The sequence below is a fragment of the Deinococcus piscis genome, from assembly GCF_014653275.1.
GTDB lineage: Bacteria > Deinococcota > Deinococci > Deinococcales > Deinococcaceae > Deinococcus > Deinococcus piscis.
This window is the reverse complement of the sequence record NZ_BNAL01000019.1, coordinates 14051-40012: the sequence shown is the minus strand read 5'-3', so window position 1 is coordinate 40012 and position 25962 is coordinate 14051. Positions and strand designations below refer to the sequence as shown.

Sequence of the window (25962 nt, the reverse complement as noted above, 5' to 3'; positions counted from 1 at the left end):
GGGGTATAAATGCTATTGGTTTTGGGCATATCTGCTCGCGCCCCCGTGTCTTCTCTGTCCGAAAGGAATCTGTCTATGAATTTCACTGTGAATCTCACCCCAACCATCAAGGCGGCCCTGCTCGGCGTGCTGGGCCTGGGGGCCTGTGCCCCGGCTCCGGCGGCTGCCGACTACCAGACTGTGGATATTGCGGCGCTGCGCAGCGCCCATGCTCAGGGGGCGTACGTGCTGGACGTGCGGACACCTGCCGAATACGCGGGCGGGCACATTGACGGTGCCGTGCTGATTCCACTGGCGGAACTGAGCGGACGCGTGAATGAAGTGCCGCGGGACCGCGACGTGTATGTCATCTGCCGCAGTGGAAGCCGCAGCGCTCAGGCCAGCAGCTTGCTGGCTGGGGCCGGGCACGGACGCATCATCAACGTGTCGGGCGGCATGAACGCCTGGCAGAGCGCCGGCTATCCGGTAAGCCGGTGAAGGGGGCAGGGGTATGACCAAATCCGTTCGGGGCTCTCAAGCTGGCGCAGAGGCCGAAGCTGCCGCGCCGACCATTCCGCTGTCCGATACCGACCGCAAGATTCTGGCCCGCCTGCGGCGCATTGAGGGACAGGTGCGCGGGCTACAGCGCATGATTGAAGAAGGCCGCGACTGCCATGATGTCCTGACCCAGCTTTCGGGGGTCCGCAGCGCTCTGGACGCCGCCGGCGACGTGGTACTCGAACAGTACGCCAGCGGCTGCCGCGCCCGCCCCGGCGAGGCTGTGACTCCGGCAGATGTGGTGCGGGCGGTCAAGCTGCTGCGTGGCTGAGAGACTGCTTATAGTGCGGTCATGACCGTGCACAATCCATTTGATGGCAGGGCCGAAGCTCAGCGGTACGCGGCAGGCCGCCCCTATTTTCATCCGGCCGTGCTGGAACGGTTGCGGCCTTTGCTGAACGGCCACACCCTGGGCGCAGACGTGGCCTGTGGCACGGGACTCTCCAGCCTGGCGCTGGCAGAGCTGGTGAATGAAGTGCGGGCCTTCGACAGTTCGGAAGCGATGCTGACACAGGCTCCGGCGCATACGCGCATTGCTTTTGCTCAGGCACCGGCGGAATCGTTGCCACTCCCGGACCATTGCCTGGATGTGCTGACCGTCTCGCAGGCGTTTCACTGGTTTGACCGCGCCGCTTTTCTGGCCGAAGTCCAGCGCACCCTGAAGCCTACAGGGGTGCTGTTTCTCTACGACTGCTATTTCGTGGGAGAAATGCCGCAGGAGCCGGACTTTGGCAGATTTGCGGAGGCTTATTTCGGGCGGTATCCTGCGCCCCCACGCCACCGGGAGCCGTTCGGGAGCCGCGAGGCAGCCCAGGCAGGGTTCAGCTTCGAGGAAAACCACTTCCTGCTGGACTTGCCCTTCTCGCTGCCGGGACTGGTGGCTTATCTGCTGACCCATTCCAATACCCTGGCTGCCACCGCACGCGGCGAGCCGGAGGCCGAAATTCGTGCCTGGCTGACAGAGCGGCTCTCACCCTTTTTCGTGTCGCCCGGAGCTGAAAGGGCCGTGCGGTTCCGCGCATGGTACGCAGCGCTCGGGCCGCTTCGGGGCTAGGGTAGGGCCATGACCTTTGACTACGGCGCGGCCATCCGTGAACGTATAGCGGCTGAAGTGGCTGAACACGGCGAAATGCCTCCCCTCTGGGCGGCCTTTCCGGACTTTGGCCCTCACAGCATGGGCTGGCGCATGGGCGACGGCGAAGTGTACAGCGCGGCCTGGAGCACCTAGGCAGATTCACTGGACTGGGACGAGGCGCAGCGGGTGGGCTACCTGCGCCGCTATCCCGCTGCCCCAGAGTGGTGGGAAAGTGCTGCCCGGTTTCTGTACCGCTTCAGCCTGTTTGCCGACGAGGCCGAAGTGCGTGGTTACATCGAGCGGTGGGCTGCGCTGGGCCTGCGGCCACCCGCAGGCCCTGAAGTCTGAGGGCTACTCAGGGCCATATCAGGCTTCGGACCAGCGGCCCGCCCAGGCCCTCAATGTGGGCGGGCAGGGTGGCTGGCGGCACCGGCTGACCTGTGCTCACGTCCACGATTTCGGCGCGGGCGTGGCCACTTTGCAGGTCCACCCACAGGCGCATCCAGGTGCTGCGGGCACTGCCTGGCTGCCCGATGTAGTCGCGCCCACCGATGCCGCCCGTTGCCAGTGCGCCGGTACCGTTCCAGCGGGCTGGGTAGGCGGCGGCGTGGTGCCCACTGACATAAGCCAGCGTCCTAGTACTTTCGATAATGCGGGCCAGGGCCTGGGCGTCCGCTGGCTGAAGCACTTCACCCACTTTGTTCTTGCCGCTGCTCACGGCTGCCAGGGGCAAGTGACCCAGGACCAGCCGTGCCCCTGCTGCCTGTGCCGCTGCCGAAGCCAATTGGGACTCTAGCCAGCTCAGGGTTGAGTCGCTCAGGTCGGCCTGCGGTGCGTCAATCGCCGCCACAAACAATGTTTTGCCCGACGCCGAGTGCAGGGTAAAGCTGTGGTTGAAAGGCTGCTGAGCCGTATCTGCCCCATTGAGGAGTGGGCGCTGACTGCGCCAGTAGCTGGCCGCCTCGTGCCGGTCACGGGCCTGAGCAGCGTCATGGTTGCCGAGGGCGAAGCCGAAGGGCAGACCTGCCTGCGCCAACGGTGTTTGCACCTCGCGCCCGAACGCAGCCCACATCGCCCGAACTTGCGCGTCACTCAGGCTGGCTTTTTGCCCCGCTATCAGGTCACCTGCGGACAGCACGGCGTCCGGCTGCCAGGCAAGAATCTGCGCCAGGGCGCGGTGAACCTCAGGCGAGTAGCCCGCAGTGCCATAAGGACCATTGATATCGCTGAGCAGCGCCAGCCGCAGCGTATCTTGCGGTCCAGCCAGCGCGGTGCTCCAACTCCATATGGTACATAGGGCGACAACGAAGGCGGCAAAAGCAGGCATAGCGTCAGTGGACCATAACGAGTTCATCAGGAGTTCAGGGAGCGGCCAAGCCTGTTGCGCCTATGCGGAAGCCGCACAGCTCTCTTTTGGGTGAGGACACGGGTCAGCAGGGCGGAGAGTAAAGCCCTGCGCTGTACCCAGATTACCTGCCGCTGACATCCCCAGCGCATGCTCGGGGGTATGACCCAGAATGACGATTCCATCTCGGTGGTGCCGGAAATCAGTCCCGCTGGCAACGAGCTGCCTCATCAGTCTCAAGCGGGCGACCCTGCTATGCCGCAGGCCGAGCAGGGGCCAGCTCCGGTGGTCATGCAGGATTCGGCGTGGTCCACGCCTGACGGCGAAGCCCTGAGCAGTGCCGAAGTGGCCGCCATGACCGGCGGTGAAGCCAGCGCCGAGGCCAACCAGGCGCTGGACCGGGCCGAGGGTCACGAGGACCCCAGCCAGAGCTAAAGCAGACAGCATAAAAAAAGCCCCACTTGTGAAGGTGGGGGCTGGCTTGGTGGGTCGTGTAGGAATCGAACCTACAACCCGCTGATTAAGAGTCAGCTGCTCTGCCAATTGAGCTAACGACCCGTTAGCCCAAGTAAGATAGCTCCCGTCAGGAGAGGTGTCAAGGCAAAATATTCAGTGTTCGCCGCTGAGCTCTTCGGCCACCTTCTCCTCGTTTCCTGCGCGCAAGTGAGCACCGGGAGGCACTTGCAGGTTGGGACGGAGCGTGGCTTCAGCCTCCACCCTGGCGGCGGCCCCCACGACGCAAAGCCGGGCGTTGGCTGACCGTCCGCCCACCACTGCTTTTGCACCAATGATGGCGTCGCGGTCCACGATGGCCCGGCCTACCTGCGCCCCAGCCTGGATCACGGCCCCCGCCAGCACGATAGAGTCGCGGACTTCGGCTCCCTGTTCCACCACTGCGCCGGGACCGATAAGGCTGCGCACCACCGTGCCTGCAATCTCCGCTCCGCCGCAGACGAACGATTCGTTGATGGTGCCTTCGGGGCGAATGCGGGTGGGTGGCCGGGTGATGGACGACGTGATGAAGGGCCATTTGGGGTCGTCTAGGGCCAGACCGATGCCATCCAGAAAATCACGGTGTGCTTGGTGATAGGCGCTCAGGGTGCCCACGTCCAGCCAGTAGCCTTCCAGCGGATAGGTGTAGGCGTCGCCGCGCTCCACCAGCCGGGGGAGCAGGTGCTCACCGTAGTCGCCCAGCTGGCCTTCCTGTTCCAGCTGACTGAGGGTAGACAGCAGCAGTTCGGTGCCGTACACGAAGACTTCGCAGGCCACGGTGCGGCCCAGCGGCTCCTCCGGTTTGTAGGCAAACTCAGTGACCTTGCCTTGCCCATCGGCCCGGACATTGCTAAAGCGGGTGGCCTCGCTCTCGTCGCGGATCTCTGTGGTCACCATGGTGACGCTGGCTCCGGTCTTCAGGTGCTGCTCGATCACGGGTGCGTAGTCCAGCTTGTAAATGTGGTCGGCGCTCAGCACCAGCACCACCTCGGCCCCCGAGTCGCGGATCAGCTCAGTATGCAGCGCCAGGGCGTGGGCATTGCCTTCTGCGAAGCCGCCGTCACCGTCCTGCGGGCCAGAAAAGGGCGGCATCACTTCCAGGCCGCCGCGTGTGCGGTCCAGGTCCCAGGGACGGCCCCCAGCCAGGTGGGTATTGAGGCTGTGCGGCAGGTACTGCTCGATAATCCACACGTCCTGCAGCCCGCTATGAACCACGTTGGACAGCGAAAAGTCAATCAGCCGGTAGGTGCCCAAAAAGGGGACAGCTGGCTTGGCGACCTGATCGGTCAAGGGGGCCAAGCGGCTGCCTTTGCCGCCGGCCAGGATGATGGTCAGAACTTTCTTGCCGGCGATGCGGGTGTTCATGGCCTGCCATTGTGCCGGTTGTGGCCCGCTGGCCGGTGAAGTGGGATTTACAGGGGGTTGATATTGGCCTCGCCCGGCCAAGCGGCACACTACCCCCAGAGAATGAAGAGCGGATCATGCAGCCTATGACCCAACTCATGGCCCGCTATTATGCTGTGAACATGAACGAGATGCGCCATTTCAGCGATACGCGGACGGAGGTGGGCCGCGTGAGATTCCTACTGGCTGACCGCTGTGTGCAGCTGGTGGCCGAGGGGCCTGGGTGGCAGCATTGCAGCCAGCATGGCAGCTTGCAGGAAGCCACGCAGCTTCTCGCGTTCTTGCCGCAGGTGCCCCAGCAGCTCTATGAAGAAAGCCTGGACGACTTGCAGCGCCGTTTGGCTGTCGAGCAGGCGGCTTAGCGGTCTGCGCTCGGCAGTCGCACTGCCACCAGCCCTGGGCTGCCTTGCTTCTCAGCCAGACTGATTACTCGACACAGATCTGATAATTGATTATCTTCTATCACTATGAAGATAGCTTCCTCTACTTCGGTTCCAGTAACAGTGCTGTGCGGCTTTCTGGGAGCGGGCAAAACCACCCTGCTCAATCACCTGCTCACGCAGTCCGGGGGCCGCAAAGTGGCCGTGATTGTTAATGAATTTGGCGCGGTCAACATAGACGCTTCGCTGGTCGTCAAGACCGACGAAAAAACCATTGAGCTGAGCAACGGCTGCATCTGCTGTACCCTGCGCGGCGACCTGCTGGAAGCGGTGGACAGTCTGCTGCGTGAGCGCGAACTGGACCATATCCTGATTGAGTCCACTGGCATCGGTGAGCCGCTGCCTATCGCGCAGGGCTTTTGCCTGACGCCTGACGACCTGGCACTGGAGCCGGGGGTTCCTGACCTGACTGGCCGGGTGCACGTGGACGCCATGATAACCGTGGTGGACTGCGCGCAGTTTTTTGACCTCTGGAACAGCGAGGCTGAGATAGAGGGCGATGGGGAGAGCGCAGATGAAGTGGGGCGTAGCTTGAGTGAGCTGCTGGCCGAACAGCTTGAGTTTGCGGACATTGCAGTCCTGAACAAAGTGGACCTGGCCGCCGAGGCGGACGTTGAGCGCCTGCGTGAGCTGCTGGCCGTCACCAATCCACGGGCACGGGTGCTGACAGCAGTGCGTGGACAGGTGCCACTCAGCGAGGTGCTGGACACGGGTTTATTTGACCTGGAAGCCAGCATGAACCTGGCGAACTGGGCCGAGGAGCTCGAAAAGGAGCATGTGCCCGAAAGTGAGGAGTTCGGCCTGGAGACTTTGGTGTACCGGCGCTCCCGCCCCTTTGACCGGCAGCGTCTGATAAACTTGCTGGAGCGCGGCTTGCCCCGCTCGATTCTTCGGTCCAAAGGTTGGGCCGATTTCGGGGGCGGCGAAGCGACCCTCTGGAACCATACGGGCCGGACCATGGCCCTGGAGCAGCTTGGCCCCTGGCTTGAGCCGGAGTTGGCAAGCACAGAGCTGGTGTTTATCGGTCAGCAGATTGACCGCGCGGCGCTGGAGCAGATGCTGGACAGCGCGTTGGCGGAGCAGTCCCCGACTTAGGGGCTGAGCCACAGTTTTTTTTGGATTCTCGTGATAAGGATAGAAGGCTATGTCTAGAGTGTGCTATTTGACCGGTAAGAAAAATATGGTGGTGAACTCGGTGGTTCGCCGTGGTAAGGCCCGTGCAGCTGGCGGTGTAGGTCGTAAGACCACCGGCATCACCAAGCGTGTGCAGAAGCCCAACCTGCAAAAGAAAACCATTCTCGAAGGCGGCGAAACCCGTCAGGTGTGGCTGAGCGCCAAGGCCATCCGCATGCTGAACCGTGGCCCTGTGAACGGTATCGAACTCGTCTGAGGTGGGCCTGTGTGGCCTGCCCCGCAGCCCTGCTGAATCCTAGGCCGTGACGGGAGAACCCTCCTGAAACGGCCTCAACCTTACTCCCTATTTGATATGCGATAATCAATTACTATGATGCGACCTTTTACTCTGTCTATGCTGGTCCTGTTGGGTGTTGGCCTGGTGGCCTGCGCGCCTGAGGCTCCGGCCACCACTGCTTCTCAAGCTTCGGCTGTTCCTCCAACCTCCAGCCCAGTTACAGCTGAGGGCAAGCTGTCGGTGGTGGCGACGACCTCAGTGATGGGGGAATTCGTGCGGGCAGTGGGCGGTGAGCGCGTCACGGTGCAGGAGCTGGTGCCCGCAGGCGGTGACGCACACACGTTTGCGCCCAGTCCGGAAAGTATTCGCACCCTGGCACGCAGCGCCGTCCTGTTCGCCAACGGGGCCGGGCTGGAAGGCTGGCTGGAGCAGGCCACTGCCGCCGCGCCCGAGGTGCGGGTGGTTCGCCTGGCTGACGCGCTCCCTCTGCACTCTGCGGGCGAAGACGGCCACCACCATGAGGAGCATGGAGCCGAACAGACCCAGGCCTCTGGCCCCAGTGCGGCAGCCCCCGCCGATGAACATGCGGACCACGACCATGCTGCCCATGAACACGGCGACCTGGACCCCCACGCCTGGTGGGACGCTGACCTGGTCAGCGGCTATCTGGACGGCATTGCGGCGGCCCTAAGCGAGCTGGACCCGGCGGGCGCGGCAGTCTACCGCCAGAATGCCCAGGCTTATGCGGCCCAGGTGCGCGAAGTGGACGCTTACGGCCAGGCGCAGTTCGCGGCCATTCCCACAGGGCAGCGCCGGGTGGTCACGTCACACGACAGCCTGAATTATTTTGCTGAGCGCTACGGCATAGAAGCGGTAGGGGCGGTGATTCCGGGTCTGAGCACCGAGCGTGAACCCAGCGCACAGGAGCTGGCAGCGCTGGCGGCGCAGATGCGTGAGCAGAATGTGCGGGTCATTCTGACTGAAAACGTGGTCAGTGACCGCCTGGCCCAGGCACTGGCCACAGAAACCGGCGCAGTGGTGGCTCCGCCCGTTTACACTGACGCCCTCGGCCCCGCGGGCAGTCCGGGCGCGACGTATCTGGGAGCCTTCCGGCATAACATAGACACCGTCGCCGCCGCCCTGCGCGGAGTGGAGTAAGAACAGTCATGACCCACCTTTCCTGCGAACCGCACTGCTACCAGCCTGAAGCCCTGCATGCCCGGGACCTCAGCGTGCGCTATGAGCACCACACGGCGCTGCATGGGGCCAGCGCTTCATTTCGCCTGGGGGAGTTCAGTGCGGTGATTGGGCCGAATGGAGCGGGCAAAAGTACCCTGCTCAAAGCGATGCTCGGGCTGGTGCCGCTGAGCGGTGGAGAGGTGGACTATGGCGGCAGCGCGGACTTGCAACCCCACGCTGCTTATGTGCCGCAGGGTCAGACGCTGGACTGGGCTTTTCCGGTCACTGTCTGGGATGTGGCCATGATGGGCCGCACCGGGCGGCTGGGGTGGTGGCACCGCCCAGGCCCCGCTGACCGCGCCCGCGCCGAGCAGGCCCTGCGGCAGACTGAACTGTGGGAGCTGCGCGGACGCCACATTGCCGAGCTGAGCGGAGGCCAGCGCCAACGTGCGCTGCTGGCCCGAATGCTGGTGCGTGACGCTGCCGTGCTGCTGCTCGACGAGCCGCTGACGGGGGTAGACACCACCACCTCACAGAGTGTGCTGGCGCTGCTGCGGGCCCAGGCTGACGCGGGCCGCGCTGTGGTGATGGTCACCCACGACCTGGAACAAGCCGCTCACTGGTGTGATCAGCTGGTGTTGGTCAACCGGCAAGTGGTGGCCTCTGGCACGCCGGAGCAGGTCTACACGCCCGCCAATATCGAAGCGACCTTTAGCGTGAGTCACCTGGGCAGTGCCCACGGGAAGGCCTGAGCCATGACCGAGTGGCTAACGGACCCGCTCGCTTTCGGGTTTTTCGTGCGTGCTCTGGCTGCGCTGACCCTGGTCAGTGTGCTGTGCGCGGTGGTGGGCAGCTGGGTGGTCCTGCGGGGCCTGAGCTATGTGGGCGACGCCATGAGCCACGCAGTCCTGCCCGGCATCGTGGCGGCGTTCCTGGCGGGGGGCAATGTTCTGCTGGGAGCGGCGCTTGCGGCGGTGCTGTCGGCGCTGGGGATGAATGTGTTGCAGGCGCGCTCTGGCCTCAAGCAGGACAGCGCCACCTACATCGTCTTTGTGGGCATGTTCGCGCTGGGTATCGTGCTGCTTTCGCGCACCCCCACTTTTACCAGTGACCTCAGCCACTTCCTGATCGGCAATCCGCTGGGGGTCACGTCCACCGACCTGTGGGTCACGGCAGGGGCTGTGCTGGGGGTAGGCGGGTTGCTGTTGGGCCTGCAAAAAGAACTGCTGCTGGCGTCCTTTGACCCCACCGAAGCGCGGGCCATTGGGCTGCCAGTGCGGCGGTTGGAGCAGCTCCTGCTGGTGCTGATCGGGCTGGTGGTGGTGCTGGTCACCGCCTTGGTGGGGACCACCCTGAGTGTCAGTCTGCTGATTACAGGGGCGGCGGCGGCGCGGCTCTATGCCCGCAGCCTGGGGCAGATGATGCTGTTTGCGGCGCTATTTGGTGTCCTGGGCGGCGCAGTGGGGCTGTACGCCAGCTATTACCTGGGCACCGCTGCCGGGGCGACGGTGGTGCTGGTCAACACGGTGATGTTCGTGCTGCTGCTCTTGGCGCGCGGGCGTCTGGCCCGCAGTTGAGCCAGGGGGCAGGGGACGTGCCGCTGGGCAGACCCGTTAGACTGAGGCCACATCCCCACCCTGGAGGTCCTCCATGCACATCACATTCCTCGGCCACAGTACCTTCCTTCTTGCCACACAGCGGCACCGCGTCCTGATAGACCCGTTCTTGGAAGGGCCGACTTGCCCTGTGTCCCTGGCAGAAGCCCTGGAGTGGCCACTGGACGCTGTGCTGATCAGCCACGCACATGGCGACCACTGGGGAAATGCACTGGAGTTTGGACGCCAGGGCGTGCCAGTGATAGGAACTGCGGAAGTGGGCGACTACGCGCAGGCCCACGGTGCCAAGCAGGGCATTGGGGCCAATATTGGCGGTACGGTGCACGGTGAATGGGGCAGCGTGACTTTTACCCCGGCTTTTCACTCCAGCTCTTTTCCGGACGGCACTTATGGCGGCATGCCCTGCGGCTTGGTCGTAGAGATGGAGGGCGTGACCGTGTATCACGCGGGTGACACCTGCGCCTTTTCGGATATGGCGCTGATTGGCGAGCGCGGCCTGGACGCAGCGCTGTTGCCGGTGGGCGGGCACTTCACCATGGGACCGGCGGAGGCGGCCCGCTGCCTGGATTGGCTCAGGCCACGGGTGGCTGTGCCGATGCACTACGGCACCTTCCCGCCGCTGACCGGCGACCCGCAGGAATTTGCCCGCCTGGGCCGTGAGAAGGGCATAGATGTGCAGGTGCTGGACCCTGGTGCCGTGCTGGACATCAGTGCGGTGACCCGCTGAGCTCTGGAGTGCCAGTGATGCGTGGGGGCTGGGGCACATGAGCAATTTGAGCGTGGCCTGCCCGCACTGTGCCCAGAGCTTGCCGGTGGAGTACGCTGACCGCCTGATTTACGACCTGATTTGTCCGCACTGCATGCAGCCCTTTTGCCTGTTTGTACGCCGGCAAAAGTTCGAGGTGCTGTTCGAGCTGGGCACCGAAGCGCTGCTGGCTGGATACGCCCGTGAAGCGGTGTCCAGTTTTGCGGCGGCGTTGGAGCGCTGCTTCGAGTTCTATGTGCGGGCCTACGCGCTGGAGCAGGCCGCTGGCCAGGGCCTGAGCCTGGAAGAAGCCCAGGCCCATCTGGACGCAACCTGGCGGCTGGTGGACCGTCAGAGTGAGCGGCAGACCGGCATGCTGGCGCTGGCTTATCTGCTGCGTGAGGGCCGTCCGCCGGAGTTCCTGAGGCCGCAGGCGCTGGGCAGCGAGTTCCGCAACGCCGTGATTCACCGGGGGGCTTTGCCACGCCGTGATGAGGTCGAAGACTATGCCGCGCAGGTCTTTGGGATCATTGACCGGCTGCTCAGCGAGTTGGGGTCGGCCACGCTGCAAGTGCAGGCGCTCGATGAACTGGAGTTCAGCCGCCATTTTGCTGCGCTTCCGCCCGGGACGCCCGCCGTGACTCAGGAACATCCGGGCCTTTTTCGGGCGCGGATGCACGGACGCTTTCAGACAGAAAATGATGGGACGCCAGAATTTCTGCACGGCCCGCTTCCCGCAACAAAGGTCTCTGGCACTGCGGCGCAGGACGCGGCCCGCGCCGCTTTTGAGGCTCCACTGAACCGCACTCCCGCCGAGATTTTCCGGGCCGCGCTCAGTGATTACCGGGCTGTCCACACCGAGCCTGACTCAGACCTTTGATGGGTCTACTGGCTCCACTGGTCTGAACCGGGCCAATGACTCTGCGGCGCCGCTTTGCACAATGGCGTGAGGCAAGGTATTCTCCCTGCTTCACGCCATCTGTCGTCCCGTGAGGCGTTGTGCACTTGCTTCGTTGGCAAGCTATTCAACGTTGCCCAACGCTTAGAGCATCTTGCGGCTTTCCATTTCGGCGTGGAGCTGGAGGTAACGCAGCCAGCCCCGGACGCTGAGCGGGCCAAATTCGTTGTGGACCACCTTGTCGTTGAGGCGCGGCGGAGACTCATGCAGGCTGTGGGCCAACGTCGCCGTGCGGCGGCGCTGCTCGGCCAGAATCTCGGCCAGCTCGGGCATGGACTTGTCCTTGGGGGGCTTGTAGTCCTGGTGGCTGTCCATTACCCAGGGGCGGTGCAGCACGGCGCTCTGTACGCGTGCGCGGCCCCAGCGCTCAATGCCGATGATATGCCGCAGCAATTCACGGTTGCGCTCAGTGTCGCTGATATTGGCCGCCCGCGTTGCGACCCGCTCTCCGCTGCGCTGCAAGCTTTCTTCCAGACTCAGGAAGCTCTGGCCCTCGGCGGGCTGTTCGATCAGGCGGCGTACGGCCAGATTCCTGAGTTCTTCTTTGCGGTGGCGTACCAGCCACGCGGCTCCAGCCACAGCCGCACCGGTCAGCAGCAGAGGGAACCAGGGCAAGCTGCGGTCCTCTTCCAGGCCAGCAGCCACCTCATCAGCGTACTCCGCGGCGTCATCCATCCAATCACTCAGGGCGTAGGGCAGGTCTTGGGTCCAGGACATGGAGAAATTCTAGAGCAAGACCTTTGACGTAAGCGTCACAAGACAGGAGCCGTGTGAGATGCCCCCAGCCGGGTGTAGTTCTGTGATAGGGCTCTGGGAATAATGAGCAGCATGTTGAAATCCAGAGCCACTGCTGGAGCTGCTGCGATCTTGGTCGTACTCTTTACCTTGATCTTGCTGGCAGCCATTTTGGTGGTCAGTAGTCGGCTATCCATAAGCAGCTTGCAGACCAATGCCGATCAGGCCTCCACACTAGAAGCACAGTATGTTGCCGAGAGCAATATGAACTACGCCCGCAGCGTGTTGGGTGACTTGCAGGCCATCATGGACAAACGTCCGGGAGGTTCTGCATATATCAAGGTGCCTCCAAACATATCGTTGGTGACTGTACGGCAGGATGCTGCCAATTACTGCGACAACGGTGCATTTTCAACCAGTCTTCCGTCTTATGTGCAACAAGAACTGCCTCCAGGCTTAATCACAACGCCAACTTGGTGCACATTGCAACCCACCACCACGGGTACTGGTGCCGCTGGCGTGCTGGCCAAGTATGTCACTCCAGAGGCCTATACGGACAACCTGACTTCCTCAGAGGCCGCGTCAGCACAAGCTGATCCTGCAGCCTTCTGGAGAGATATATTTACCAACCCTCAGAACCGACTGGCCAGGGCCAATGCCGCCTCTTTCCGCCTTCAGCCGTTGGGCGTGCTGAACATGGGCAATCGCTACCGCTTCTATGTCGGCGTGGGAGACATGGCCTCCAAGGGTGAGGCAGCGGGCGCAACCCGTGTGCTGACAGCCAGGAACAATGTGGCTCAGGGCGTGTGGTGGTTTGAACTTGGTACGGGCAATCTTCTCAATAGTGTGCTTCATACCGACCATCACCGGGCGAAATCTGGCGCGACAAACTCTGTTCCGCAGATTAACTTTGTAAATCAGCGATTCTATGGTTCGGTTCACACCAATGAAAGCTTTCTCTTTCAATCGGGAGCACGGACACAATTTATTGGCAGTGGCAAGCGGGACCGCAATGGCAACCCCATTGAATACAAGGTGACGAGTGCTGGCTGTGACAACTTGCCTGGGTTGGGCGTGACTGCTCCTGACAACTTTGAATGTACCAAGTCGCCCAAGTACTACGCAAATGTGGGGGGGTACCCTACGATTCGCAGAGGCACGAATACTCAACTAAGAACCAGATTGGACGGCGAAACTGATTTGCAATTCGATCTTAATGGTGACGGCGTATTAGAGGCCAACGCCATTGATTTCAGTGCAAATTATATCGCCCTACCGACCAACTCCGCCAACCAAAGGGCTGCAGCTGAAGGTAGAGGCGTGGACAATAATCCTCTTCCGGACGGCAGTAGAGGTCTGAATCTAACTGCGGCTGTTAATAATTTGGCTCTCTATGCTGGGGACGCTGCGGGAAATCCACTGGCTACATTCTCCGGCGGTAAATGGAATGAGCCTTCGCCTACTTTTCAGTATATAAATGTAGAATCCTGTACAAGTGGAGGTTGGAGAGAAGTAAGCCGTGAGGAATATAATTCTACGCCCTCCGAATATAGAACGACTACAAGTACTTGGAGTGGTACACGTTATTTCTCTAGTTTGACTTGCGCCACCACTCAGTACCGCGTTGATAAAGATGGAAGTATGGCCGTCAAGCAAAACGGCTCTTGGATTCCCAATGGGAAGTTTAACGGAGTCATTTATGGCAACCAAATCAACAGTGTGCAGGGTCCTCAGCGCAGACACAATCCGACTTTAGGTAGAGAGGACCTTGCTGCGGCCCCACCTGCGCTGGCTTCCTTTTCTGGCATCACTATTGCTGCCGAGAGGGATATTAACGTCCTGAACGACCTAACCATGTCTGATCCTCCTTGCCGCATGGAAGTTTCGACATGCAGCAATGCGGGTAAGGGGAAAAATATGTTGGGTATCTATTCCCAACAGGGCGATATCAAGATTTCATCCACGGCACCCACTGATTTGATGATTCACTCTGCACTGATGACCAGTCTTGGAGAAGTAGGAGTGACCAATTATAATCAGGGCAATCCAAAGGGTGATGTTCACCTGCGTGGCGCACTGGTCGAGAGCTGGTATGGCGCCTTCGGTACCGTCAATGGCAATACACCAATGACTGGGTATGGACGTGACTTTACTTATGACGAGCGTTACCGGGACGGCATCAAACCTCCCTTCTGGCCTGAATCGCCCAAGTGGGAGACTGAGACGCCCAATAAGGGCACACGTGGACTTGCCAATCTAGTGATTACCAATCAGGAAGCGGCTAAGTTCAGATGATCCAGTCCTTGGAAAATCACCGTCAAGCAGGGTTTTCGCTTATTGAAGTCTTGGTCGTTATGGCCATCCTGGGCATTCTATTGAGCATGGGCATAGTGAATTACATTCGCAATGTTCAAGCAGCTGAAGTACGTGACGCTGCAGCGCTTATTACTTCTCAGCTGCGTCAAGCACGCGCCCAAGCCCAGAAGGATAGTGTAGATATGAAAATGAGTTGGAATGCTGCGGGGCAGTATGGGCTTGGTCCAGCCTCCGCTAGCTCCACCATGCAGGCCCTCCCCAAAGGAGTCCAGCTTCGGTGCAAGACCAGTTGTGAAGGGTCTTCTGTAACGTTTGGAGCACCGTTCGGTGAGCTGAGAAGTGCAACGGGGACAGTATTTGAATTGGTGAGTCCCTATGAAGGCATACGTTCCTACGAAGTTCGCCTTGTCGGCGTAACTGGCAAAGCCATGATGGTGCCGGTGACCCCATGATGAAAGCAAATGCATATCGTACGTCTTTTGTGACTCAGGCGGGATTTACCCTTGTAGAGATTCTCGTTGCTATAGCTTTGTTCGCCATTCTGATGGCTGTGCTTTCTTCTACACTTCTGGGAACTCTTAATATTAATGGAAAGAGCCAACAGCGCTTGGCTTCAACCACCAAAGTGCAGCAGGTGGTCGAAAATGTCAAAGCGAGCTGGACATCTTCAGCCAAGGCATTGGCCAACTATGGCAACGTTTGTGTGGAAATGGAAGGCGCGGTCCCGGCTGGAACCACGGTACAGGTGCAGGGCCTAGATAAGCGTGGGGGAAATGCTGGGAGTGCGGTCAACGCGGTGTTTAAGCAGCCCGGCGCTTGCTCAGCCACAGTACCAACCAGCATGCCAGATATGCGCCGCGTTACTGTCAAGTCTACGGATGCTGATGGCAAGGCCGTCACCATTGTGTTGGACATTGTCAATCCGGGGAGACTGTGATGAATACTGCGAGAAGTGTGCATGCTGCTGGTCTGACACTGGTTGAACTGCTGGTGGCTCTGGCCATCTTAAGCTTGTTGGTCCTGTTGGTCAGTCAGTTCTTCACCCAGGGCAGCAGTGTCTCTATGTCCTCTTCCAGCCGCGCCGAGTTGCAGCAGGAAGTGCTCAATGCGCAGCAGCTCATGGCCTCCAATCTCAAGGATGCCTGGTTCGTCTATCCCAGTGGATCAAGCATTACGATGACAACCACTTCCCTCACGCAAAAGCCGACTGGGGGCAATACCTGGGTGGTCGGTACCGATCCGATTGCCGCCATGTTCCTGTTGCCAGAGAATCCGGGCGTATCTTGTGCCACCAACTCAGCGGGCTGCTTCCGCTTCCGAGCCTACTACCCTGTTCGTCGCTCGGTTTGGGTACAGGGGACAGCCGATTCCAGCTGGCGCAATCCAGGAGCCAACCCCCTGAATGATAACCGGACCTGGGTCTTGGCTGAGTACCGCGCCAATGTGGAACTGAACGCTGCAACGGTAGCCGCAGCGAATGCAGGCACAGCACCAGGGGTGCCTACTGGGGCAACAGCCAATTTGCTGGCTGACTACATTGCACCTACCAACGTGAGCGGAGCCACATACACCATGTTCGACTACGCTGACGACGGACGGTCACTGACCATAAGCTTGGCCGTCACCCAGCAGGTTGGTTCACAGGTACTCAGGCTGCCAGACAAGACGGGCACCTACGACATTACTGCCTCATTCAATAATATTGGCAAGCTGCTCAGGCCCTGAGGCGAGCGCTGTTCTTCGCCTATGCCCTGTGCTTCCCATACCGCTACACTGTGACCCATGTCCATGTTGGTCTCTGACCGGGTGCAGCAACTGCTGACACAGGAGCGCACCCTCCTGGCTGATGTTCAGGCCCTCCTATCCCGCTGCGGCGCACCTGAAGAGGTGCAGGGCCATGCCCGTCAGGCCCTCTCGGCGCTGGACGAGACCTTTTTGCTGGTGGTGGTGGGTGAGTTCAATGCTGGCAAAAGCAGTTTCGTGAATGCGCTGCTGGGGACAGCCGCGTTGCCTGAAGGCGTGACCCCGACCACTGACCGCATCTATGTGCTCGTCAACGGTGAGCGAGCCGGTGAGATGCAGCCGACTGCTGACCCCTTTGTCAGCCGGCTGACCCATCCGCTGCCGGGGCTGGAAGGGGTGGCGCTGGTGGATACCCCGGGGACCAATGCCATCATTCGCCAGCATCAGGCACTGACCGAAGGCTTTTTGCCCCGCGCTGACCTGGTGCTGTTTCTGACCAGTGCGGACCGGCCCTTTACTGAGTCCGAGCGGCAATTTCTGGAATTGGCCGCCAAGTGGGGCCGCAGCGTGGTGATGGTGGTCAACAAGGCCGACCTGCTGGAAACTGCCGAGCAGCGTGAGCAGGTGCGCGAGCATGTGGAAAAAGGCGCACGCGGCGTGCTGGGCCTGAATCCGCCGGTATTTCTGGTGAGTGCGCGGGGTGAGCAGCGCGGGGGCGACGCCGGGTTCGCTGCGCTGCGGGATGCCCTGAGCCGCCGCCTCTCGGAAACGGAGCGCACCCGGCTGAAGCTGCAAGGGCCGCTGAACACCGCCGCTGAGCTGCTGGACGGCGAAGTGCGCCGCACCCATGCCGCCCGCGAAACGCTAAGCGCTGACCTGGAGATTCTGCGTGACCTGGAAGCCCAGCGCGTACGCCACGGCGAGAGCATGCTGGGTGAGCTGGACGGCCAACTGAACCGCGTGGGCCGCCTGCTGGGCGAGTTCGAGATGCGGGCTGACCGGTTCATAGACCAGAAGCTGCGCTTTTCTAACGTGCGCGGTCTGATGAATGGCCGCGAGCTGGAAGAACAGTTCCGCGCCGAGGCGGTGGCTGAATTGCCGGACGCCATTGACCGGCAGTTTTCGCACATGATTGACCGCTTCGTGGAGGCCAACTTGCACTTCTGGGAGGACGTGCAGGCGTTTCTGATTCGCCGCCAGCCCTCGCAGGATGTGGCCCGCACGCGCTTTTCCTATGACCGCGCCGCGCTGCTGGAGGGCATTGCTGGCAGCGCCCGCGAACACCTGGAAACCACCACCGAGCAGGGCCTGGCCCGCGAACTGTCGCGTGATGCCGAGGACTCCATGAAAGGCATGATCGGTGGCCTGGCTGGTGGGATGGGTCTAGGCGTGGGCATCGGGGCGCTGGTGGGCGCTTCGGCGCTGGACTTTACCGGCGGCATTTTGGCTGGGCTGACGCTGGGCAGCCTGGGCCTGTTTGTGCTGCCCAACAAGCGCCTGGCTGCGCACCGGCAGCTGCGGGCGCGGGTCGAAGAACTGCGTGAAGCCCTGGAACGCATTGTGCGGCGCGAGTACGAGCGCGAGCAGGAGCGGGCCGACGCCCGGCTACGCGACGCGATCAGTCCTTACACCCGCTTTACAGCCCAGGAGGAGGAGCGCCTGGCCGCTGCTGAAGCTTCACTGGGCGAGTTGCAGGCGCGGTTGCAGGCGCTACGGACGCAGGTGGCAGAGCTGCAAGGGGAGCCGGAGCCGGCTGTGACCCCTGCCCCGGCACAGCCCATCTCCTGAGCCCCTGCCAGGGTCAAGGCTGCGCCGAGACGCCATGCTCTTTCAGTATGCGCATGACTTCTTCGCGCAGTACCCTTTCTTCGCGCAGGTAGCGCTCGGCGGTCATCTGCACGCCCACAGCGGCCACCACTTGCCCCCCGTACCAGTAGGGCAGCGCCAGGGTGCATTGACCTGGCACCCACTCCTCAATGGAGTAGGCGTAGCCCCGGCGGCGGACCCGCGCCAGTTCGGTGGCCCACTCGTCAGCAGTCGAGATAGAAGACGGCGTGCAGATGGAAAACTCTGGCGGCTCCATGTCCAAGTAGGCGTAGAGCACCTTGCCGCTGGCCGTGGCTGTACTGGGCAGATAGGTGTCGAGCGGCATATCAATGTCGGCGGCGGGGTGGCGCTCCCGGATGGCGCAGACCACTTCGGTGTCTTCGAGCAGGCACAAAAAAGCCACCGTCTGGATGTCCAGCGCGAGGTGCGTAAGCAGTTGCCGGGCCGCCATAAACCAGGGCAGTGAGATGTTGAGCTGTGCGCCCATTTCGGCCAGCCGCCACGACAGCCGGTAGCGCCCGGCTGGCGTGCGCCGCAGCAGGCCCGCTTCAGTCAAGCCCGCCAGGTAGGCATGGACCGTGGCGCGGGGCATCTGCAACTGGGTGGCCAGCGCCCGCACGCCCCACTCCGGCTGCGCGGCATCGAAGGCCCCCAGAATCCGGGCTGCTTTCTGTAAGGAATGCACGCGTCCAAGATACTAGGACGTGCATAGCCTGGCTAGCCCAGGCGGATTAATCCACCTGCAACTCTTCGGGCTCGGTCAGCAGATCCACTGCGCCCGAACCAATCTCGTAGTACCCGCCGATCACCCGAATGCGTCCGCTGGCCTCGGCTTCGCGGATGACAGACTGCTGCCGCAGGCGGTGGACCTGAAGCCGCACATTGCTGATTACAGCTTCGCGCATCCGGGCTTTTTTGTCGCGGATGGTGGGCAGGTTCTCCACACTGGGCTGAATCTGCCCAATCAAGTGGCGCAGATGCTCTGGCTCTTGGTCAATTTCGTCCTGAGGAAGCATGGCGGCGGCCACCGCTCCGCAGCCCTCGTGTCCCAGCACCAGCACCAACTGCACTTGCAGGTGCCGAATGGCGTATTCCAGCGTGCCCAGCCCGGCTTCACCGACCACGTTACCGGCCACCCGCACCACGAACAGGTCGCCCAGGCCCTGGTCAAACACCAGCTCAACGGGCACCCGGCTGTCACTGCACGCCAGCACGGCGGCAAAAGGCGTCTGCCCGATGATCTGGGCGCGGCGCTCGTTGGCGCTGATCTCAGGGCGGCGGGCCTGCCCAGAAAAGAAGCGGGTGTTGCCGTCTTCCAGGGCCTGAATCGCTTCTTCGGGAGTTGAGACACGGTTGGGCCGCAGTTCAGCGATGTCTTCCATAGATGCGCCGCGCCGGATGGCCTTGAGCAGCCGCCGCTCCAGCGCAGCGCCGAGCAGCTCGTCGGGCAAATCGGTTGCGGCCTCAGCGGCGGCTGCATTCTGGTCAAGCTCTGGACGCGGGCTAGGCTGTTCTGAACTCTGGGACATGCTGCCCAGTATTCCACCCGTGCCTGTGCCCTGACTACGGTTGCTCCCCGGACTCCTGTGCCCGCTAAGCTAAGGCCATGACCCAAGACTGGACCCCCGAAGGTGGACTGCCCGCTGAGTTTTCCGGCGAAGTTGGCGGCGAACCGGATGACCTGTCCCCTGAGACCATGACCCTGCCGCAGCTGCTGGAGCGCTACGCCATGCTGCGCGATACCGTGCAGGGCCTGGAGGCCGAAAAAGAAGAGTTGGGTGCCCTGATCAAGCAGGCGCTGGCGGCGGGAGAGAGTGCTGAAACCGACCTCTACCGCGCCGAGCTGAAAGTGTCGCGCCGCATCGAGTACCCGCTGGACCGCTTCCGAGAGGTGTTCGGTGACGCGGCGGCCCTGGAAGCGGCGAGTATTGACCGCCGCAAAGCCGAAGCCCTGGCCCGCGCGGGCGACCTGGACGGTGAGCGCCTCAAGAATCTGGCGGTCAGCAAAGAGATTCAGGTGCTGAGGCTGGTGCCCAAGACGTACTGAGCCGCGGCGGTGGGCACGGCCAGAGGAGGGAGGCAAGATGGCAAGTTGTGCCCCCGACGCTCTCTAGGCCTCCGGAGTGCTTGGCAGTTCAGCCCACGCCCGGCACAGTAAAGCAAAAAGCGTTGCGCTCGCCCCGGCGCTCAGCCCAGGCTTGCCCACCCCAGCCCTGCACGATGGAGCGCACGATATAGAGCCCCATGCCGCTGCCCTGCCCGCTGACATGGCGGCCACGGGTGTGGGCGCGGAACAGCCCCTCAGTGTCAGAGATGGGGCTGCCCCGGTCTAGCACCGCCACCTCGACCCAGGGCCCGTTGGGCTGAGTCTGCACTTCAATCTGGCCACCTTCGGGGCCGTACTTCAGGGCATTCTCAATCAGGTTCAGCAGCACTTGCAGCAGTTTGTCGGGGTCAGCGCGGACAAGGTGGTCTTCACCAAAGCTCACCTGTCCAGCTTTGCGCGGGGCCGTGCGGCTGCGCCGGGGCACGCTGCCCGCCTGCGTGTTCAGGTCGTATTCGGCGGCCAGCAGGCGCTCTACACGCTCGAAGGCTTCGGAAAGCGTCAGGGTGCGGGCACGGGTGGGCCGGAAGCCCACCGCCAGGTCCTCGACCAGCCGGGCCAGCCGCTCGGTTTCCTGCAACCCCTGCGCCACGAAGCTTTGCTGCAACTCGGCGGGCATGTCGTATTCCAGCGCTTCGAGAATGCCGCGAATGGCCGTGACAGGTGTACGGAATTCGTGCGAGAGCACGGCGGTGGCCTCGCGCAGCTCCGCTTCCCGGCGGCGATATTCGCTGATGTCTTCCAGAATCAGTGCGCCGCCCTGCCCCTCAGGCCGGGCCTGGCAGCGCAGCGTCTTGCCGCTGACTTCCAGCTCCAGCTCGCCTCCGCGCTCGGCCAGTGTTTCCAGGGTATGGCGGCGCACCACTTCGAGCAGTGGACGGCCCAGGGCGCGGTGTTCCGGGACACCCCACAGTTCGCTGGCAGCGCGGTTCAGCCCGCTGACGGTCAGGCCCTCGCCCAGCTCCGTGTGCTCGCGGCGGTACAGGAGCACCGCCTGCGGCAAAGCGTCCAGCCAGTTCGGGGCCAGGCCAGTCGCTTCTGCTCCTGGCTGTCCTGGCCCTGCGGGCACAGCGTGATTGTATTCTCCCCCCACTATTCTTCTCCTTCCCACGCCCGCATGCGGTAGCCACGGCCACGCACCGTCTCCAGAAAAGTCGGTGCTCCCGGTGCGTCGCCCAGGTGCGAGCGCAGCTGCGTGATGTGCTGATCCACCGTGCGCTCGCCGCCCAGGAAATCTGCTCCCCAGACGCGGTCCAGCAGCTCGGTGCGCGAGTAAACCCGGCCTGCATTCTGGGTCAGGAAGGTCAGGAGATCGAACTCGCGGCGGGTCAGGCTCAGGCGTTGGCCGTTCAGGCGGGCGTCGGCAGCGGCCAGGTCAATGTGCAGCGGGCCGTTGCTCAGTTGCTGCGGTAGCTCCGGCTGGGTGCGGCGCAGCAGGGCGCGCACACGCGCCACCAGCTCAGCGGCCCCGAACGGTTTGGTCAGGTAGTCGTCCGCGCCGGTTTCCAGGCCCTCGACCCGCTCGGCTTCGGCAGCGCGGGCGGTCAGCATCAGCACGGGAAGTCGCCGCAGCTCGGGGTGCGAGCGCAGCCGCCGTAGCAGGCCCAGCCCGCTCTCCCCGGGCAGCATCCAGTCCAGCACCAGGGCGTCCGCACCCGCCAGGGCATCTTCTGCCTCAGACACCGTAGCGTAGGCATTGACCGTGAGACCGGCCCGCTCCAGGTGAAAGCGCAGCACTTCCCGGACCGTGGCCTCGTCTTCGATTACGACGACATGGTTCATCGCCTGACATTGTGCCCCAGCGGCGGGCTGTTTTCGTCAGCGCTCTGTCAGATGCGGTGCAGCCGCAAAAAAGAACCGCCCACCCGGCTATGGGGTGGGCGACTTGGGCGGCGGATGCTGGGCCAGCCTCAGCTGGTCACCACTTCGGGAAAGTCGAGGTCCTGGGCGTCGCTCCACAGACCTTCGAGGTCGTAATACTCGCGGGCTTCTTTGGTCATAATGTGGACCGTGATGGCCCCAAAGGACAGCAGCAGCCAGCGTTCACTGGGGCCTTCTACGCTGGGGGCAGGCAGGCCGACTTCTTCGGCGCGGTCACGGATGCTCTGCTGGACGGCGTTCAGCTGCAAGCCTGCGGTGGCGGTGCAGATGATGAAGTAATCAAGAGAAGTGCTGACGCCGGTCAGGTCCAGCACGCGCACATTCTCAGCCCGGCGCTCGCGGGCTGCTTCGACCAGCGCTTGCAGCTGGCTGAGGTCTTGGGTCTTTTGTTTGGTCATGGTTTCTCCTTGAGGGGCGAAAGCTGAGTGGATACGGAAAATAAGCTGGGTTGGGGCGCAGGCACGCCGGGGCGGCAGTGCCGGGGCCGCATGGGAGTGCCCTGACCATAGCAGAGGCCCAGCATGCCTGGGTCCCCGCCTGGTTGAGCGTTCGCTTAGGGCGTGCGGGGGTCTGCCAACGGTGTGGCTTGCAGCAGGGCGGCTGCGTCTTCCCGCGTCAGGCCAAGTTGGCGGCCATCGGTGGGGCGGCGCAGCGGTTTGAGGGCCGCCAACTGTGTCTGTGCGTCGGTGCCCAACCACACGGCCACCTCACCGTTTTGGAGCTCAAAGCGCTCGCCCTGAAGCCTGGGCAGGCTGAGCAACTGTGCCAGGGCACTGGCTTCAGCCGGAGCGTCCAGGGTCAGCACCTGACTGCTCATGGGATCAGGTGGCTCCAGCAGCACCCGGACATTGCCGTAGCCCACACGCTCCAGGCTGCGGGCCAGGGCCGGCCCCAGCAGAGCGCCGGAGCCGTCGTGAATCACCACTGGCAGCTCGGTCAGGTCGGCAGGGCCGTCAGCAGCGAGGTCACCTCTTTCGTCATTCAGCCCATCCACTGTTTCCTCGGCTGTCTCCCCAGTTTGGTCCGTCCCCTCAGCCCGGGCCTGTTCTAGCTGCTCTTGTCGCTCGGCCTCCTGGCGCTCGGCTTCCAGGCCAGGGTTGGTCCACACCCGGCTCAGGGCGGCGCGGTCCACCGCCAGATTAAAGCTGTCTGGAATAGAAGTGGTGGGCAGCGTGGCGAAAGTCAGGTTCAGCTGCGAGAGGTAGGGAAGCATGCCCGTCAGCCGCTCAGGGCTGAGGTCGGTTTCGATGTTCTCCCCAAAGCCGGAGATGAGGGTGGGAATCACGCGCAGGCCCTGCGGTGAGCGCAACTTACCGATCAGCTGGGTGAGCGCCTGCTTCTGGTGGTCAATGCGGCCCCAGTCGTCGCCCACGCCTTTGCGGACCCGCAGATACAGCGCAGCCGTGCGGCCATCAAGGTGCTGTTCGCCGGGCGGCAGGTCCAGGTGAATACCTGCGGCGTTGTCCTCCCACTGAATGCCGCCTTCGGGCACAGTGACGGTGAGGCCGCCCAGCGCGTCAATCAGCTCGGCCACATAGTCTTCGTTCAGGACCACATAAGCGTCCACCGGACTGCCAGTGATGGTTTCAACGCCGCGTTTTAGGGCGTAGGGGCCATCCGCCCAGTACTGGTGGTTGATCTTCTGCTCGGTGGCGGTCTTATCCGGGTCGTATTCGCCCACGTTGGTGTCACGGGGAATATTGAGCACTTCGACCCTGGGGCCAGTCACCTTGATCAGCATCAGAGTGTCGGTATTGATTTCCTGAAACAGCCCCTCGCGCTGCGTCTGGTCCTCACAGCGCAGGTGATAGCCGCAGTAGGCCACATCGCGCCCGGCCAGCAAAAAAGTAAATTCGGGGCGCTGCTCGGTCTGATAGCCAGCGGTCTTGCCAGCCCCAAAAGTCAGCCAGGCAGCTCCCCCCCAGCACAGTGCCCCCAGCGTCAGCCCACCGAGTTGCAGGCCGCGCAGCCAGGCCCGGCGGCGCTCCGCTGGCGTGCGCCCGCTGCCCGGCAGCACGGGCGGGCGCTTCATGCCGGGGTTTCTCCGGCCCACGTGACCGGGCGCTCACGTTCCAGCCAGCGGTACAGCGCCAGCGTGCGTGGGTGCACTTCGGTGCCCCGGCTGCTGAGGTAGCGCACTTTGGAGCTGATGGCCTGCGCCAGTGCGGCGTCCAGGTCACGCAGGGCCAGCGTACGGATATCGTCATTGACGCCGCGTCCGGGTTCGGACACGTCCGCGATATACACGCAGGCGGCGATGGCGTGACCGGGGCGCGGGCCAGTCACGTGGTCTTCGACAGCGTCAAGCACCACGGTGTCGCCAAAGCCCAGGGTTTCCAGGGCGCTGCGGGCCGCGCGGCCATGCACCGCCAGCGGCCAGCGGGCGTCCAGCTCACATTCGGGTGGGGCCAGCCGCAACAGTTCCTCGCCGCTCAGGTCGCGGGCCAGGTCGTGCAGGATGCCCGCTGCGTAGGCCCGGCGGGTGTCCAGACCAGCGGCGTAGGCAATCTGGGCCGCCAGTAGGGCCACCCGCTGCACATGCTTCCAGCGGTCCGGGGTGACGCGACTCTGCACTTCTGCGGTCCAGCGCGGCCACTCGGCTGTCATCCAGGCGGGCAGGTCAGCCTGAGCCGCGGCGGGCGGCAGCGGCAACTCGCTCAGGTCAAGGCACAGCGCTGTGGCCGGAGCGGGGTGGGGCTGCATGACCAGCCGTGCCAGCTCTGTTAGCAGGCGCGGTCCCATCAGCGGCAGAGTGCGGCACTCGGGCCAGTGGGGAAGAGGGGCGTGGCAGAGCACAAATGGGGGGCAGGTGCTAAGCGCAACATGGCAGCCACTATACCGCTGCGGCCCGGCCCGCTTTCTGCGTCCATGCCTTCTGCATTCAGCCGGAATACAGGTTGGCCCATGCCGCCCAGCGTGCGCTCAGGGCAGGGCCGGGGCGGCTTCTGGCGCAGTCGCTGGGGCGGTGTCTGTCTGGGTGCGTACCTGAAGCCGGACGCTGACCCGGTCCAGCAACTGCACCCCCTCCGGTGGTTGGAATTGGACTTCGGTCCGGTAGGTGCCGGGACGGTACTCAGCAGTCCCGACCAGCTCGGTCAGGCCATTGACGGCTCCAGCCGGGCCAATCACCCGCACCTGCTCCGGCGACAGCTGCGAAGAAATGAGCTCCAGGCCAGCGGGTGGGGGTGACAGACGGACCGGCAGTGTGCGGCCCGGCTGTCCATCCGAAGAAGCCCGTGTCAGCTGAACAGCGGCGGGCGTAAGGGTCAGGTCTTCCACCGGCTGGCCTTCGCCGTCCACCGGGAGCAGCGTCACCGAGCGACTTTCGCCTGGTTCCAGCTCAGCAGGCGCATAGATGACCTGGGCCACCTCATTCACCGCCCGGCTGGGGCCGCTGACCGTCACCTCTGCGGGCTGCACCTGGTAGCTGGGCATCAGCGCACTGCCGGGTGCATAGACCGTCACAGTCACGGGCAGGCTGCGCTTCTGCACTGTGTCCACCACGCCCTGCACGCGGTCAGGAGTGGCCCGCACCACTTCGGTGCCGCTCGGCGCAGTCACAGTCACCGGCTGATTGAACGACCCTTCGGCGATGTCAGTCACGTTGACCACCGCTTCGACCATTTCGCCGCGCAGCTCGCGCAGCCGCTCAGGCCGCCCGCTCAGTGTCACTTTGACTGTGCCGGGGGATAGGCCCGTCACAGCCCGTGTCTCGGCGACATTCTCGCCCGTGTTGTCGCGTACGTTGACGGGCACGTCATAGGTCTGCTCGATGATGGCCCGGCGGTCCTCGGAAGCGATAAACCAAAGGACGCAGGCGGCCACGAGCGCCAGCAACTTGGCGGCCCAGTCGTCGGTCAGGCCCCGGCGCAGCTGCTCCCGGGCCTGCTGGCGCTGCGGGGGGCTGGGCATGGGCGGCGTCATGGCCGCTCCTGAGAAGGCGTGGGCTGAGCGGGTGAAGGCTGCGCTGGGGCCGCTGCGGTGATCACCTGGGCCGACGGTTTTTGGGAAGGGCTGGTGCTTTGAGAAGGAGTGGAGCTTTGGGCAGAGCTGGGGTCGGCGGTCCCGGTTCCTGGCGGTGTGGCTGCTGGAGCGGCTCCTTCGCCCTGAACTTCCGGCTCGGCAGCGTCACCAAAGTGGCTCAGCGACTGCAC

At 63.2% G+C, this 25962-nt stretch carries 31 protein-coding genes and 1 tRNA gene; 20 read left to right on the top strand and 12 right to left on the bottom strand.

Features of this window, described 5'->3' with window-relative positions:
* Nucleotides 1-75 precede the first annotated feature (75 nt).
* Genes IE158_RS08405 through IE158_RS08385 form a run of 5 tightly spaced genes read left to right on the top strand, consistent with a single transcriptional unit; the run spans nt 76 to nt 1960 of the window.
* Nucleotides 76-477, top strand: a complete 402-nt coding sequence (locus IE158_RS08405; RefSeq protein WP_189643210.1) for a rhodanese-like domain-containing protein — start codon at nt 76-78, stop codon at nt 475-477.
* A 13-nt stretch (nt 478-490) separates the two neighbouring features.
* On the top strand, nt 491-808 hold the full coding sequence (locus IE158_RS08400) for a metal-sensitive transcriptional regulator (protein WP_189643209.1): 318 nt from the start codon (nt 491-493) through the stop codon (nt 806-808).
* A gap of 21 nt (nt 809-829) precedes the next feature.
* A complete protein-coding gene (locus IE158_RS08395) occupies nt 830-1591 on the top strand; it encodes a class I SAM-dependent methyltransferase (RefSeq protein ID WP_189643208.1) in 762 nt (253 codons plus the stop codon).
* A gap of 9 nt (nt 1592-1600) precedes the next feature.
* On the top strand, nt 1601-1765 hold the full coding sequence (locus IE158_RS08390; protein WP_189643207.1) for a hypothetical protein: 165 nt from the start codon (nt 1601-1603) through the stop codon (nt 1763-1765).
* A gap of 33 nt (nt 1766-1798) precedes the next feature.
* Nucleotides 1799-1960 (top strand): hypothetical protein, encoded by a 162-nt coding sequence (locus IE158_RS08385; protein WP_189643206.1) that lies wholly within the window; start codon nt 1799-1801, stop codon nt 1958-1960.
* Between the two features lie 7 nt (nt 1961-1967).
* On the opposite strand, the gene IE158_RS08380 is transcribed toward IE158_RS08385, so the two are convergent.
* Nucleotides 1968-2939, bottom strand: coding sequence for a metallophosphoesterase family protein (locus IE158_RS08380; protein WP_189643205.1), 972 nt, complete (start codon nt 2937-2939; stop codon nt 1968-1970).
* A 180-nt stretch (nt 2940-3119) separates the two neighbouring features.
* On the opposite strand from IE158_RS08380, the gene IE158_RS08375 reads away from it, so the two are divergent.
* Nucleotides 3120-3392, top strand: a complete 273-nt coding sequence (locus tag IE158_RS08375) for a hypothetical protein (RefSeq protein WP_189643204.1) — start codon at nt 3120-3122, stop codon at nt 3390-3392.
* Nucleotides 3393-3439: 47 nt separating this feature from the next.
* On the opposite strand, the gene IE158_RS08370 is transcribed toward IE158_RS08375, so the two are convergent.
* Nucleotides 3440-3515 (bottom strand) — tRNA-Lys (locus tag IE158_RS08370).
* A gap of 51 nt (nt 3516-3566) precedes the next feature.
* A complete protein-coding gene (locus tag IE158_RS08365; protein ID WP_189643203.1) occupies nt 3567-4814 on the bottom strand; it encodes a glucose-1-phosphate adenylyltransferase family protein in 1248 nt (415 codons plus the stop codon).
* Nucleotides 4815-4939: 125 nt separating this feature from the next.
* Between IE158_RS08365 and IE158_RS08360 the strand changes: the two genes are divergently transcribed.
* From IE158_RS08360 to IE158_RS08325, 8 genes are all read left to right on the top strand, one after another.
* Nucleotides 4940-5215, top strand: a complete 276-nt coding sequence (locus tag IE158_RS08360; protein ID WP_229839010.1) for a hypothetical protein — start codon at nt 4940-4942, stop codon at nt 5213-5215.
* Between the two features lie 105 nt (nt 5216-5320).
* Complete coding sequence (locus IE158_RS08355; protein ID WP_189643202.1) at nt 5321-6388, top strand: CobW family GTP-binding protein; 1068 nt, start codon at nt 5321-5323, stop codon at nt 6386-6388.
* 49 nt (nt 6389-6437) lie between these two features.
* Entirely contained in the window at nt 6438-6683 is a 246-nt protein-coding gene (gene rpmB / locus IE158_RS08350) for a 50S ribosomal protein L28 (RefSeq protein WP_189643201.1), read from the top strand.
* Nucleotides 6684-6821: 138 nt separating this feature from the next.
* The gene (locus tag IE158_RS08345; protein ID WP_189643200.1) at nt 6822-7862 is read left to right on the top strand and encodes a metal ABC transporter solute-binding protein, Zn/Mn family; all 1041 of its coding nucleotides are present in this window, start codon (nt 6822-6824) and stop codon (nt 7860-7862) included.
* Nucleotides 7863-7870: 8 nt separating this feature from the next.
* Entirely contained in the window at nt 7871-8635 is a 765-nt protein-coding gene (mntA, locus tag IE158_RS08340; protein ID WP_189643199.1) for a manganese ABC transporter ATP-binding protein MntA, read from the top strand.
* A gap of 3 nt (nt 8636-8638) precedes the next feature.
* On the top strand, nt 8639-9460 hold the full coding sequence (gene mntB / locus IE158_RS08335; protein ID WP_189643198.1) for a manganese ABC transporter permease MntB: 822 nt from the start codon (nt 8639-8641) through the stop codon (nt 9458-9460).
* Between the two features lie 73 nt (nt 9461-9533).
* The gene (locus IE158_RS08330) at nt 9534-10226 is read left to right on the top strand and encodes a metal-dependent hydrolase (protein WP_189643197.1); all 693 of its coding nucleotides are present in this window, start codon (nt 9534-9536) and stop codon (nt 10224-10226) included.
* A gap of 37 nt (nt 10227-10263) precedes the next feature.
* Nucleotides 10264-11124: a hypothetical protein gene (locus tag IE158_RS08325; RefSeq protein WP_189643196.1), complete on the top strand. Its 861-nt coding sequence runs from the start codon at nt 10264-10266 to the stop codon at nt 11122-11124.
* A gap of 162 nt (nt 11125-11286) precedes the next feature.
* On the opposite strand, the gene IE158_RS08320 is transcribed toward IE158_RS08325, so the two are convergent.
* Nucleotides 11287-11919, bottom strand: coding sequence for a DinB family protein (locus IE158_RS08320; RefSeq protein WP_189643195.1), 633 nt, complete (start codon nt 11917-11919; stop codon nt 11287-11289).
* Between the two features lie 111 nt (nt 11920-12030).
* Between IE158_RS08320 and IE158_RS08315 the strand changes: the two genes are divergently transcribed.
* From IE158_RS08315 to IE158_RS08295, 5 genes are all read left to right on the top strand, one after another.
* Nucleotides 12031-14232, top strand: a complete 2202-nt coding sequence (locus IE158_RS08315; RefSeq protein WP_189643194.1) for a hypothetical protein — start codon at nt 12031-12033, stop codon at nt 14230-14232.
* On the top strand, nt 14229-14705 hold the full coding sequence (locus tag IE158_RS08310) for a pilus assembly FimT family protein (protein WP_189643193.1): 477 nt from the start codon (nt 14229-14231) through the stop codon (nt 14703-14705). Before IE158_RS08315 ends, IE158_RS08310 begins: the two co-directional genes overlap by 4 nt.
* The gene (locus tag IE158_RS08305) at nt 14702-15190 is read left to right on the top strand and encodes a PulJ/GspJ family protein (RefSeq protein WP_189643192.1); all 489 of its coding nucleotides are present in this window, start codon (nt 14702-14704) and stop codon (nt 15188-15190) included. Before IE158_RS08310 ends, IE158_RS08305 begins: the two co-directional genes overlap by 4 nt.
* A gap of 17 nt (nt 15191-15207) precedes the next feature.
* On the top strand, nt 15208-15978 hold the full coding sequence (locus IE158_RS08300; protein ID WP_229839009.1) for a prepilin-type N-terminal cleavage/methylation domain-containing protein: 771 nt from the start codon (nt 15208-15210) through the stop codon (nt 15976-15978).
* 63 nt (nt 15979-16041) lie between these two features.
* The gene (locus IE158_RS08295) at nt 16042-17784 is read left to right on the top strand and encodes a dynamin family protein (protein WP_189643230.1); all 1743 of its coding nucleotides are present in this window, start codon (nt 16042-16044) and stop codon (nt 17782-17784) included.
* Between the two features lie 13 nt (nt 17785-17797).
* Here IE158_RS08295 and IE158_RS08290 read toward each other — a convergent pair whose 3' ends face one another.
* Both IE158_RS08290 and IE158_RS08285 read right to left on the bottom strand, forming a co-directional pair.
* Nucleotides 17798-18508, bottom strand: coding sequence for an IclR family transcriptional regulator (locus IE158_RS08290; protein WP_189643190.1), 711 nt, complete (start codon nt 18506-18508; stop codon nt 17798-17800).
* A 46-nt stretch (nt 18509-18554) separates the two neighbouring features.
* Nucleotides 18555-19352 carry a carbonic anhydrase gene (locus tag IE158_RS08285; protein ID WP_229839008.1) on the bottom strand — a complete coding sequence of 266 codons (798 nt, stop codon included), beginning with the start codon at nt 19350-19352 and terminating at the stop codon, nt 18555-18557.
* A gap of 77 nt (nt 19353-19429) precedes the next feature.
* Between IE158_RS08285 and IE158_RS08280 the strand changes: the two genes are divergently transcribed.
* Nucleotides 19430-19870 (top strand): hypothetical protein, encoded by a 441-nt coding sequence (locus tag IE158_RS08280; protein ID WP_229839007.1) that lies wholly within the window; start codon nt 19430-19432, stop codon nt 19868-19870.
* Between the two features lie 88 nt (nt 19871-19958).
* On the opposite strand, the gene IE158_RS08275 is transcribed toward IE158_RS08280, so the two are convergent.
* The 6 genes from IE158_RS08275 to IE158_RS08250 form a co-directional block, all read right to left on the bottom strand.
* On the bottom strand, nt 19959-20996 hold the full coding sequence (locus IE158_RS08275) for a sensor histidine kinase (RefSeq protein ID WP_229839006.1): 1038 nt from the start codon (nt 20994-20996) through the stop codon (nt 19959-19961).
* A gap of 23 nt (nt 20997-21019) precedes the next feature.
* A complete protein-coding gene (locus IE158_RS08270; protein WP_189643189.1) occupies nt 21020-21709 on the bottom strand; it encodes a winged helix-turn-helix domain-containing protein in 690 nt (229 codons plus the stop codon).
* Between the two features lie 128 nt (nt 21710-21837).
* Nucleotides 21838-22206 (bottom strand): ribosome silencing factor, encoded by a 369-nt coding sequence (gene rsfS / locus IE158_RS08265; RefSeq protein ID WP_189643188.1) that lies wholly within the window; start codon nt 22204-22206, stop codon nt 21838-21840.
* Nucleotides 22207-22361: 155 nt separating this feature from the next.
* Nucleotides 22362-23840, bottom strand: coding sequence for an LCP family protein (locus IE158_RS08260; protein WP_189643187.1), 1479 nt, complete (start codon nt 23838-23840; stop codon nt 22362-22364).
* A complete protein-coding gene (gene yqeK / locus IE158_RS08255) occupies nt 23837-24550 on the bottom strand; it encodes a bis(5'-nucleosyl)-tetraphosphatase (symmetrical) YqeK (protein ID WP_308430680.1) in 714 nt (237 codons plus the stop codon). The genes IE158_RS08260 and yqeK overlap by 4 nt, the downstream gene beginning before the upstream one ends.
* 180 nt (nt 24551-24730) lie before the next feature.
* Nucleotides 24731-25732: a CdaR family protein gene (locus IE158_RS08250; protein ID WP_189643186.1), complete on the bottom strand. Its 1002-nt coding sequence runs from the start codon at nt 25730-25732 to the stop codon at nt 24731-24733.
* Nucleotides 25733-25962: the final 230 nt, after the last annotated feature.